Source organism: Nostoc sp. (genome assembly GCF_036916985.1).
Taxonomy (GTDB): Bacteria; Cyanobacteriota; Cyanobacteriia; order Cyanobacteriales; family Nostocaceae; genus Nostoc.
Genome location: NZ_JBALFD010000006.1, coordinates 156574 through 168109, shown reverse-complemented (window position 1 = coordinate 168109; position 11536 = coordinate 156574). Strand labels below are relative to the sequence as shown.

Below are 11536 nucleotides of genomic sequence, written 5' to 3'. Positions count from 1 at the left end.
GACCAACCTACGAATACGAAGCGATCGCGCTTGAGCCAGTCGTCGAGAACGTCAAACCACCCTCTACTGGGGGCACGTCCAACTGCGATGGTCATCGGACTAAAATCCTCTTTTTTTACTAAAATTGCAACGTTTCTAAGGCGTTACGGAGAGCCAGTGTAACCGACTGCCGTGAGGAATTAACGTTTTTTTTGACAATCTCAACTGCTTTTAACCAACTGAGATTCTGAGAGCCTGCTGACTAGTTAAGTCATTATTTCTCAGGGTTATGACATTACACGTACCATCGGCTAGTAATCTAGCTTGTGGTAACTTAATGATTCTTAACTTATCACACTACTCAGGGTTTTTGCCTGATACGCAGAAGCAAATGAGCTATGAAACACAAACCTTATAAATAATATGAATATCAGAATTTTTACAATTTGACACAACTTTTCTCAGAAATCTCAAAAAAATTAATGCAGATGGACGTATGTAGGTAACTTTTTTCCAAGAGATCCACAAAGAGGCAGGGGGCAGTCCTGATCAAACAAGTTTCACAGCCTTGAATGAAAGAATGACTGGGGGCTGGGGACTGGGAACTAGTATTTTTACTCAGCACTCAGCACTCAGCACTTTCAAGTCAGGAGGGAATACTGACTCCTGCACTGAAGCCTGTGACCGAACTTGGGTCAAAAACCCCGCCGTCTGGCGCTTAGAATTGGGAGCCAGTCCGGTGGACGGGAAACCCTGCATAATACCATAAAAGATTATATCGGTAGTATGGAACATAGAGGGGCGTAGTTCAATACAGTTCAGAATGAGCAACAAAACACTTCTAGAGCCGACCATTGACGCGTCTCGAAAACCCAAAATTGTTGCCAGCAGTCCTTAACCCAAGTGTATTGGGGCGTAGTTGAGTTTTTGTTAACGATGTTTGGTAAAATGCAGGTGGTGAAACTTAGCCAAAGAAAAAAGAAGTTGGCATACCTTGACTAACTACAAATAGCCTAAGTGGTTTGTCCCGTAGTGCAAGTAAGGCAGCATCATCCAGGACAGTAAAATTTGTAGAGTAGAGGGTAAAAAATTTATGGTCTGCGGCAGGGTTTCCAGGGACTTAAAACATAGCCCTTAGTGCCTCCTAAGCAATAGCTAAATGGGCACAGACAGCTACCACTCTATGCAAAAGCATTTAGTGGGCGAGTATGTAACAGCGAGTATCTCACGGGCAATGGTAGTTCAATGACGACATCAACAACGATTAACAAAGGCGATCGCCTCCTGCATCAAAATGTTCTCGGTTCTCGTCGGTTCAGCAACTACTGGTGGGCAACTATCGTTACCTTGGGAGCAAGTGGCTTTCTCTTGGCTGGAATATCCAGTTATTTAAAAGTTAATTTACTTATAGTTTCCGATCCAACCCAACTGGTATTCGTCCCTCAAGGACTGGTAATGGGGTTATATGGGGCTGCTGGCTTGCTATTAGCCACATACCTGTGGCTAGTGATTTTATTGGACGTTGGAGGCGGTTACAACGAATTTAATCACGAAACTGGCGCAATCAAAATCTTCCGTTGGGGGTTTCCTGGCAAAAACCGCCAAATTGAAATTGATAGCCGCATAGAAGATGTACAATCTGTGATCATAGACGTAAAAGAAGGTCTTAATCCCCGTCGTGCCCTCTATCTACGCATTAAGGGGCGGCGAGATATACCCTTAACACGGGTTGGACAACCTTTATCTTTAACAGAGTTGGAAACAGAAGGCGCAGAGTTAGCCCGCTTTTTGGGAGTGTCGTTAGAAGGATTGTAAAGGACTGGGGACTGGGTACTGGGTACTGGGTACTGGTAAAATTTATTTGCCTGATATTTGTCTAATTCCTACATCCCTAATCCCCAGTCCCCAATCCCCAGTCCCCAATCCCTAATACCCCTTAAAACGATAAGATACTCTGGTTAAATCGGTAACAGGCAATGCGGTTAAAAATTTCACAATTTTTGCTTTCTTTTGTGCTTATCAGTGCCTTGATGTTGGGGGGATGTTCAACACAGCAAGTCGCTTCTAATGCGTCTTCTCCAACCTCGACAGCTACCTCGAACACAAGCGAGGCAAGCACCAAGACAACTACTGAAGCAACTTCTGTATCTCAAACTAGTAGTGAGAGTATTCCTGGACTGGCAGATTTACCAAGGCTGCAAGGTAAGGCAACTGTGGTAATCACGGTTAAAGGCTCACCGATTACGATTGAAGTAGACGGCACTGATGCCCCTATTACAGCTGGTAATTTCGTAGATTTAGTGCAAAAGGGTGTGTACAACGGTTTAGCTTTCCATCGAGTTGTACGCGAACCGCAACCGTTTGTAGTTCAAGGGGGCGATCCTCAAAGCAAAGATCCGAAAGTTCCAGCAGATAGCCTGGGAACCGGTAGTTATATTGACCCAAAAACGGGAAATGCCCGTTATATACCTTTAGAAGTTAAGCCAAAAGGCTCAGATACTCCGATTTACAATAAACCATTTGATGCTAGCGCCCAACCTGTCGTATTACCCCATAAGCAGGGTGCAGTAGCAATGGCGCGATCGCAATCACCAGACTCCGCTTCTGCCCAGTTTTACTTTGCTTTAGCAGATTTGGCGTTCTTAGATGGTAACTACGCGGTGTTTGGCAATGTCACTCAAGGCTTTGATGTCGTAAACAAAATTCAGCAAGGCGATCGCATTGACTCCGCTAAAGTCACCCAAGGTGCTGAAAATCTGAAAACACCAGGAAAGTAGAGGAAAAGGGCAGGGAGCGGGGAGCAGGGGGAGAATAATTACTAACTTCTAACTCCTAACTTCTAAATTGGTAAAGGTTGTTTTCACTGGTATTGGTTTAGTTTCCGCTTTGGGTGGAAGCCTAGAAGATAGTTGGCGAAATTTAATCGCGGGTAAATCTGGAATTCGATTACATCTACCATTTCCAGAACTTAGACCACTTCCTCTAGGTTTGATTGGTCAACAGCCATCTGAGTTGACAGCATTAACTCAGATGGTTGTTGCTTCTGCTTTGCAAGACGCTGGGTTAGTTGCACCTTTAGCTGATTGTGCTGTAGTCATTGGCTCGAGTCGTTCTTATCAAGCTTCTTGGGAGAAGTTGGCACGGCAAATGCATCATGAGGCAGAAAATTTTCCCGTGTCCTCTTTTGGAAATTGGCTAGATACATTACCTCATATCAATGCGATCGCAGCTGCAAGGCAAATCGGTGCATCGGGGATAGTTTTAGCACCGATGGCAGCTTGCGCTACTGGAATTTGGTCTATTGCCCAAGCAGCTATGCTTATCCAAACTGGGCAATGTCAACAAGCGATCGCAGGCGCAGTGGAAGCACCGATTACACCTTTAACTTTAGCTGGGTTTCAGCAGATGGGTGCTTTGGCGAAAACTGGGGCTTATCCCTTTGATTTGCATCGGGAAGGCTTAGTGTTGGGTGAAGGTGCGGCTGTGTTTGTCTTAGAATCAGCAGAGTTTGCCAAGCAGCGTCAAGCAAAAGTGTATGGTGAAATTCTTGGTTTTGGCTTAACCAACGATGCATATCATAGTAATTCACCAGAACCTAAAGGCAAAAGTGCGATCGCAGGTATCAAACAATGTTTAGAACGTAGTTGTCTATCAACAACCGATATTGATTATATTCATGCTCATGGCACAGCTACCCTGCTAAATGACCAAATGGAGAGCATGGTAATCCAGCGTTTATTTCCCCAAGGCGTGGCAGTTAGTTCCACCAAGGGAAGCACAGGTCATACATTAGGAGCATCTGGAGCTTTAGGTGTAGCTTTTTCTCTCATGGCATTAAAGCATCACATATTACCGCCTTGTGTAGGGTCGAAACAGCCAGAGTTTGATTTAGATATTGTTACAGCCGCACGTCTAAGTAAAATTCAGCAGGTATTATGTTTGAGTTTTGGCTTTGGGGGACAGAATGCCGCGATCGCCTTAGCAAGATGAAAGGGAATAGGGAGTGGGGAGTGGGGAAACTAAGAAAGCTTTTCATCAGGCGGAATATATAAATTTTGATTAAGTTGACACAAATTTCATTGGTGTCAACTTAAGCTAAAACTCCTTTAAAACCTCGTTTCCAGCCTCCGGATGTAAATGCTGCTCCTGGTGGCTCTGCCGCCAGCAAGAGAGGCGGAGCCTCTAGGACGGCATTCCCAGTCTCCGACTGGGAACGAGGCAATCTAAAAGCTACTTCTAGACTTGCTTTCACGTTAAGTTGACACCAATGCACAAATTTGCGCCCCTACAAATGGTGATTTTTGAATAATTTTTACATATCAGAATATAAAACATAAAACTGTAACAAAAACTACAAAAATCTTGTTTTTCTCAAAAAAAGGGATAGGCTTAAGTATAGATGATATCCGGTTCGTAAAGATACCGTGATTAGGAGAAAATTTATGATTTCAAAATCCTCGTTGCTGGCGGAAACTGCTTCTCCAGCGCATATATGCCCATTTGACCAAGCCTGTAGCTACTTAGAAGCGGCAGCTAAAGAATTAAATTTAAATCAGGGTTTACTAGAAATTCTCAGCCACCCGCGTAAGGTTGTCACAGTTTCCATACCCGTGAAACTAGATGATGGGGAAATACAAGTTCTCGCTGGACATCGGGTACAGCACTCTGATGTTTTAGGCCCATACAAGGGTGGAATTCGTTTCCATCCGGCTGTAACATTGCGCGAGGTATCCGCTCTAGCAATGCTGATGACCTGGAAATGTGCCTTGTTAGGTATTCCTTACGGTGGTGGTAAGGGTGGCATTGCTATAGATCCCAAACACTACAGCGTTGGCGAATTAGAACGAATCAGCCGTCGTTATATCAGCGAGTTGATCAAAGATATTGGGCCTTCCGTAGATATTCCTGCGCCAGATATGGGTACTTCTGCCCGTGAGATGGCTTGGATGATGGATACTTACTCTGTAAATGTCGGTCATGCTGTACCAGGAGTTGTAACTGGGAAACCACTTTCGATTGGTGGTTCTCTGGGGCGAGAAATGGCCACCGGACGTGGCACGATGATTATTGTCCGTGAGGCGTTAGCAGATCGAGGTAAATCCTTGGTAGGAGTGCGAGTAGCGATTCAGGGTTTCGGTAACGTCGGCTGTGCCGCAGCAGAATTACTATATGAAGCAGGCGCGAAAATTATCGCTGTTTCAACTGGTGCTGGGGGAATATTCTCTGAAGTTGGTCTTGATATTCCAGCGTTGAAAGTCTACGCCGCTGAAAATCGTAAGAGTATTGCGGGTTTCCCACAATCTGTACCAATTAGCAATGCAGATTTATTAACTTTACCTTGCGATGTCTTAATACCAGCAGCTTTAGAAAACCAAATTACTGAAGAAAATGTGAATCAGGTACAGGCGCAGATTGTGGCAGAAGCAGCTAACGGCCCGGTTACTCTTGAGGCTAACTTGGCATTAGAGGCGCGGGGTGTGACAGTGCTACCGGACATTTTGGCGAATGCTGGCGGCGTAGTCGTGAGTTATTTAGAGTGGGTGCAGGGTCTTTCTTACGTATTTTGGGATGAGGAGCGCGTGAACCGCGAAATGGAGCATTTGATGGTACAAGCCTACCGTAAGGTGATTCATCAGTCGGAGGTGCGCCAAATTTCCTTAAGGTTAGCAGCTTACACTTTAGGGGTGGGTAGAGTGGCTCAGGCACTAACTGACAGGGGTCTTTATCCTTAATTGTTGATAGCGACAATTGAATTTATGAGGGAGAATAAATCATCAGTGGGCAAAAGTTTAGGCGATCGCTCACTGATGATTTCTCTATTACAGTAGTTTTCATGTATTTGAACTACATCTGTCATAAGGGCACAGCATTGCTCATTGGTGTCAACATAACGTGAAACGGGCGGTTAGAAACCGCGTCTACACAAACAAAAGCTACCGATCCTGGGTTTCAAAGCCTGAATTTGAATTTAGTCCGCAAAGGCGGACTTCGCCTGTGTAGCCGCGAATTCTATTCGCTTAAATTTGTTGTAAAAGCCAATACGATCAAAAATTAACCAGGATTTTTATAAGATATCTATAAATATGAATATGTGGCTAGTAGTAGCTTTTATCTGTTTTAGTTGGATATTGTCTTTATGTTTGCATGAGTTTGGTCATGCAATAGCAGCATATTGGGGTGGTGATACTTCTGTCAAAGATAAGGGGTATTTGACATTGAACCCACTCAAATATACCGAACCGAGTTTGAGTTTAATGATGCCGTTATTTTTTCTCCTCATTGGCGGTATTGCTCTACCTGGGGGAGCAGTTTATATCAATCACAGTCGATTACGCGATCGCAAATGGAAAAGTGCAGTTTCGGCTGCTGGCCCAATTGCCAATTTGATTGTAGCTTACCTGCTATCACTGCCTTTTCAATTGGGTTGGGATTCTTTAGCTCTCGAAAATCCAAATTCAGTTTTATTTGCTTTGATTACTGCCCTAACTTATATAATTTCCCTAAATATCTATGTCGTTTTGATTAATTTATTACCTATTCCTGGCCTAGATGGTTATGGAATTATCGAGCCGTGGCTGCCAAAAGCAATTCAACAGCAAATCAACAAGGTTGCTAAATATGGAATTTGGATATTGATTGGTTTGTTATGGTTTGCCAGACCTTTTAATCAGTTTTTATGGAATTTCACTCATACAATTAGCGAATATCTTCATCTTCCAGAAAATTTAACTGTTTTTGCGAATGCAATATTTAGAGAGAATTCGCGGTATTTAGTTATCGGATTAGTTTTAGTTTTATGGATATTTAGAGATCAAAACCAAGAGTTACAAAAAAAAGGTGATAAATTAGTTTCATCGCGACAATATGAGCAGGCGATCGCTTGCTATGACAAAATAATTAAAAATAAACCCAAAAATGCTGATGCTTGGTATTGGCGAGGCTACGCGCTTTATTCTTTAAACAAACATGATGAAGCGATCGCCTCCTACGATCGAGTAATTAAAATTCAACCAAACTACGTTAATGCTTGGTATTCACGGGGTTATTCCCTTTATTTTTTGCAAAGATATGTAGAAGCAGTTGATTCCTATAAAAAAGCTTTGGAAATCAAATCTGATGATTCAAAAACGTGGTACTATCAGGGCATTGCTCTTACAGATTTAGGACGCGATGAAGAAGCTTTAGCAGCATATAAACAAGCGATTGCCATTCAGTTAGATTTTTATCAAGCTTGGTATAAACAAGGCGAAACCTTGGCAAAATTACAGCGTTATGAAGAAGCGATCGCAGCCTACGATAAAGTAATAGAAATTAGACCAGAAGATAGCAATACTTGGTGGTTACGAGGACAAGCTTTAGCAGCACAGAAAAATTATCAAGCAGCCTTAGACTCATACAATCAAGCAATTACAATCTATTCTGACTTTTATGGTTTCTGGTTGGATCGTGGCAATGTCCTATATTATTTACAACAATATGAAGAGGCAATTGCCTCTTACGAAAAAGTTATTGAATTAAAGCCAGATAACATCAATGCTTGGAATAACAAAGGTGGCAGTTTGATAAAATTGCAACGTTATGAAGAGGCATTGATTGTCTACAATCGAGCAATTGAAATTAAATCTGACAATGCTGATTGCTGGTATAACAAAGCCTGTTGTTACGCACTACAAAACAATGTCACTCTAGCAATAGAAAACCTACAACAATCAATCAAACTTGAAGCAAATAGATTGGAAAATGCTAAAACCGATCCTGATTTTGATACGATTAGAGAATATGAGATATTCCAAATTTTAATTGACGAATATAGTTAAGCTACTGCGCCCCTTTAATTTGCACTCTTGCTGGCGGCAGCCCCAATGACCGAAGAAGGCAAAAGTAAAAAGTAAAAAAGCAAAAGAAAGAAAAATAAAAATAGTTTGTTCGCGTAGCGTCTCGTAGAGAAGCCCCTAAATTTATTTATGGAATAAAATAAAAACATTTATAACGATAGCGCAGCGTTAACGAGTCTTCTCCCAAAGGGAGATGCTAAGAGCGAACGAGCGTCGTGGCGTAGCGCGTTCGCTCTTAGCGTCTCGTAGAGAGAAATAATACGTCATTATTAAATCTCCTAAATTTATTTATGGGGATTATCTTTTTACTTCTTAAGGGCATTCCCAGTCTGAGACTGGGAACGAGACAGGTATTTATTAACAGTTTATCTGCTAGATAGCTACCATGTAGCTACGTAATTTCCATGAATATCTCCTTTTGGGGGTAACATAGTGAAACAGCGGCGCTGATTTTTACTGTTTTACCTAGTCAAGTTTCGTTTCACAGTTTTGGGAATATGAGTAAACTAATTCCAGCTATCAGAGTCAAAAACTTCAGCTTCTATTACGACACTCAAAAGATAGTTGAAGGCGTGTCAATGGATATTTACCAAAACCAAATCACAGCAATTATTGGTTCTAGTGGTTGTGGCAAGTCTACTTTTCTTAAATCGTTAAATCGCATGAGTGAATTAGAAGCAGAAGTGAGAGTTGAAGGAAAAGTAGAATTTTTTGGACAGAGTATTTATGAGCGTCGTGTTAATATCAATCGCTTACGTCGCCAAGTTAGTATGGTTTTTCCCAAGCCAAATCTTTTTCCTATGAGCGTTTATGATAATGTTGCTTATGGGGTGAAATTAGTTGGATGGCATCCGAAAGTAGAATTAGATGGAATCGTTGAATCTGCCATCAAAGCTGCTGAACTTTGGGATGAAGTTAAGAATAAGCTGCACAAATCAGCTTTAGAGCTTTCTGGCGGTCAACAACAAAAACTATGTATTGCTCGTGCTTTAGCAGTCAAGCCGAACGTCCTGTTGATGGATGAACCTTGTTCAGGTCTTGATCCTACGGGTAGCATGAAAATTGAGAATTTGATTCATAATTTACGTTCTGAATTAACAATTGTGATTGTTACTCACAATATGCAACAAGTTACTCGCCTATCTGATTTTACAGCTTTCTTTTGTAGTAATGAAAATCGGATTACTCAAATGGTTGAATTTGGTACTACAAATAAAATGTTTACTAACCCGATGGATTCTCGTACCCGCGACTATGTTTTTGCCCGCGTCAGTTGAAGTGTTTCTAAAATTCTAGCTATTTAGAAGGTTACTAAGGGACTTCCAAATAAAAAAATATTCAATTAACTCTTGTGGGGTGGGCGACACGAGAGCCTTATGGACTGGGCGGGCAAGATGTTCACCCCACAATATTGGAATTGGATAATTTGTTTCTTGGAGTTCCCTAAATGGAGCAAGCGGAAATTAGGGGTTAAATTTAATTTTCTCTTGCTTTGAGTTTTTCTTGTGTTGGGCAATACGAACTGACATTTACAGTATTTTTTTATACTATATATTTAAAGATAAGTATCTGCTCTAGACCACCTGAATCATAAAATGAAATGTCCCCGGTGCGAATCTACTTCATATCGTAAAAATGGTCGTCGTCATGACAAGCAGAATTACCTCTGCAAAAACTGTGGTAAACAATTCCTTGAGTCTGCATTCCCTGGTTCTTTAGAAACTGACTTGCTTACTAACAGCAACGGCCATACAAAAGTATCTACAGATGAAGCGACGGAACTTTCTTTAGTAAAAAACTTACTAGAAGAAAAAATCACAGAGAAAAGTCTTGACTATTTTAGTTTGAGATTAGCTGAAGAATTGCTGCAAGTTATCTTATCGCCTGATTGGCTAGAATCTGCTGTATTCAGCCAATTTATCCAAAAAATTCAACAAAAATCTGAAGTTAAACATCAATTAGAAACAGGAATCTCACTTCTGCTTTTGGATGCAGAAAACTTAAAATTAGATTTAAATTCAGAATTATTTTTAGCCAGTATTTGTAAGTATCCTCTCCAATTTAAAATGGCATTTGCTAACTGGAGAAATCCCAGTATTGGGAAGCAAGATATTGAATTATATAATCGTGGGTATCAACTTGTCCATGTGCCAGAGGGTAAGGATAGCGCTGATGCAAAAATGATCGCATTTGGTGCTTGTATTTTACGGTCTTATCCAACAGTTAAAGAAATTTTGGTTTGTTCTAGCGATGGAATTTTAATTCACCTCTGTAACGAACTCCAAAACCAGGGATTGATTGTTTATTGGGTACGTAGACAAGGACAAACTTTGCATATAGAAAACCGAAATACTGGCAAATTAACTCATTATTCCTTAGCAATGGCAACAGAAGTTCCATCTTTGGAAAAAGTGGTTGAGCAAATACAAGATTTAATTAAAAATGAACAAAATTCAATCAATGCTCGATTGAACAGTTTAGCAACGATAGCAAGCTTATTTCAAGAAAGAGCCAATATCAATATTAAACATCATCCCAAGCAAGTAGAAATTGAGGAAATCAGCCCGATTTTAGATAACTTATCTGCACAATCTACTCAAGAAGAAAATTCTTCGGTAATTTCTAATGAAAAAACATTAGATAAATTACTATTAAAAATTATTCAAGATATACAAATAAAGTCCCCTAAAACTAAATTATCTGTGTCTAAATTAGGTTCAGAATTACATAAAATAACCGGAGAATCTCCTAATTCAATTATTAAAAAATTAAAGTTAGGTTCCAATTTTACTAAATATTTAGAATCATCTCCTACATTTACATTAAAGGCGAGTGGCAAGGAATATGAGGTAACGCCGCTACTCTGTGAGTAAATACTTTCTGGATATTTAGATACAACCTGAGCCTGTAATTCTGTATTATGTAAAAAGATGTAAAGAAATGTAAATAATAAGATGCAAAATAAAGTCGTTGTTATTGTCGGTGCTACTGGTGGTATTGGTTCAGCTTTGACACACAAACTTGCGCCTACAGGAGTCCGGTTGGTACTGGCTGCGAGAGATGTCGGTCGTTTAACAACACTGGCAAATGATTTACCAGGGGAAGTTTTGAGCGTTCCTACAGATATTACTGACCCTCAACAAGTAGATGCTTTGATAGAAAAGACCATAGCTGAGTTTGGTCAAATTGATATTTTAGTGAATGCAGCTGGTGCTGGTATACTCAAGCCATACAACAGCCTAGAACCTGCTGATTTAGACAAGATGCTAGATGTCAACTTAAAAGGCAGCTTCTACACCACTCAAGCGGCTGCTGAAGAGATGCAAAAGCGCAAGTCTGGTCATATCTGTAATGTGGTAGGAATTCTGGGCAAGCATTCGATGGGGATGGCAGCGGCTTATTCTGCTTCTAAGTTTGGTGTTGTCGGTTTCAGCAAGTGCATGGCAGAAGAACTCAAGCGTTTTGGTATCAAGTTCACGCTATTCTACTTTGGTGGGGTAGATTCTCCTTTCTGGGATAACGTCAACCTAAAAGTAGACCGGAAAAAAATGCTTAGTCCTGAAACTGCTGCCAATGCGATTTTCTTTGCCCTTTCTGCTGAACCGCAAGCTGTACCAATGGAAATTAATATTCAACCTGATAGTCATCTGTTCTTTTAGAGTGGGAGTACGCCTAGATAATTCTTGCTTAGGAAGGACGTGAAAATCTAGCAAAAATGGCAG

Annotated in this window: 11 protein-coding genes; 9 read left to right on the top strand and 2 right to left on the bottom strand. The window is 40.9% G+C overall.

Going from position 1 to position 11536, the window contains the following annotated elements:
- The first annotated feature begins 547 nt into the window (after positions 1–547).
- The 4 genes from V7L07_RS01555 to V7L07_RS01540 all read left to right on the top strand — a co-directional run bounded on the left by V7L07_RS01555 (position 548) and on the right by V7L07_RS01540 (position 3969).
- The gene (locus tag V7L07_RS01555) at positions 548–748 is read left to right on the top strand and encodes a hypothetical protein (RefSeq protein WP_335054417.1); all 201 of its coding nucleotides are present in this window, start codon (positions 548–550) and stop codon (positions 746–748) included.
- A gap of 476 nt (positions 749–1224) precedes the next feature.
- Positions 1225–1794 carry a photosystem I assembly protein Ycf4 gene (locus V7L07_RS01550; protein WP_335054415.1) on the top strand — a complete coding sequence of 190 codons (570 nt, stop codon included), beginning with the start codon at positions 1225–1227 and terminating at the stop codon, positions 1792–1794.
- A 161-nt stretch (positions 1795–1955) separates the two neighbouring features.
- A complete protein-coding gene (locus tag V7L07_RS01545) occupies positions 1956–2756 on the top strand; it encodes a peptidylprolyl isomerase (RefSeq protein WP_335054413.1) in 801 nt (266 codons plus the stop codon).
- A 67-nt stretch (positions 2757–2823) separates the two neighbouring features.
- Positions 2824–3969 carry a beta-ketoacyl-ACP synthase gene (locus tag V7L07_RS01540; protein WP_335054411.1) on the top strand — a complete coding sequence of 382 codons (1146 nt, stop codon included), beginning with the start codon at positions 2824–2826 and terminating at the stop codon, positions 3967–3969.
- A gap of 100 nt (positions 3970–4069) precedes the next feature.
- Here V7L07_RS01540 and V7L07_RS01535 read toward each other — a convergent pair whose 3' ends face one another.
- Positions 4070–4252: a hypothetical protein gene (locus tag V7L07_RS01535; protein WP_335054409.1), complete on the bottom strand. Its 183-nt coding sequence runs from the start codon at positions 4250–4252 to the stop codon at positions 4070–4072.
- A 169-nt stretch (positions 4253–4421) separates the two neighbouring features.
- Here V7L07_RS01535 and V7L07_RS01530 point away from each other — a divergent pair, with 169 nt between their 5' ends.
- On the top strand, positions 4422–5711 hold the full coding sequence (locus tag V7L07_RS01530) for a Glu/Leu/Phe/Val family dehydrogenase (RefSeq protein WP_335054407.1): 1290 nt from the start codon (positions 4422–4424) through the stop codon (positions 5709–5711).
- Here V7L07_RS01530 and V7L07_RS01525 read toward each other — a convergent pair.
- Entirely contained in the window at positions 5708–5836 is a 129-nt protein-coding gene (locus V7L07_RS01525) for a hypothetical protein (RefSeq protein WP_335054405.1), read from the bottom strand. The two genes, V7L07_RS01530 and V7L07_RS01525, sit on opposite strands and share 4 nt — an antisense overlap.
- A gap of 226 nt (positions 5837–6062) precedes the next feature.
- Between V7L07_RS01525 and V7L07_RS01520 the strand changes: the two genes are divergently transcribed.
- From V7L07_RS01520 to V7L07_RS01505, 4 genes are all read left to right on the top strand, one after another.
- A complete protein-coding gene (locus tag V7L07_RS01520; RefSeq protein WP_335054403.1) occupies positions 6063–7796 on the top strand; it encodes a tetratricopeptide repeat protein in 1734 nt (577 codons plus the stop codon).
- Positions 7797–8311: 515 nt separating this feature from the next.
- On the top strand, positions 8312–9091 hold the full coding sequence (locus tag V7L07_RS01515) for a phosphate ABC transporter ATP-binding protein (protein ID WP_335054401.1): 780 nt from the start codon (positions 8312–8314) through the stop codon (positions 9089–9091).
- 318 nt (positions 9092–9409) lie between these two features.
- A complete protein-coding gene (locus V7L07_RS01510; RefSeq protein ID WP_442935991.1) occupies positions 9410–10687 on the top strand; it encodes an IS1/IS1595 family N-terminal zinc-binding domain-containing protein in 1278 nt (425 codons plus the stop codon).
- Between the two features lie 81 nt (positions 10688–10768).
- The gene (locus V7L07_RS01505) at positions 10769–11473 is read left to right on the top strand and encodes an SDR family oxidoreductase (RefSeq protein ID WP_335054396.1); all 705 of its coding nucleotides are present in this window, start codon (positions 10769–10771) and stop codon (positions 11471–11473) included.
- Positions 11474–11536: the final 63 nt, after the last annotated feature.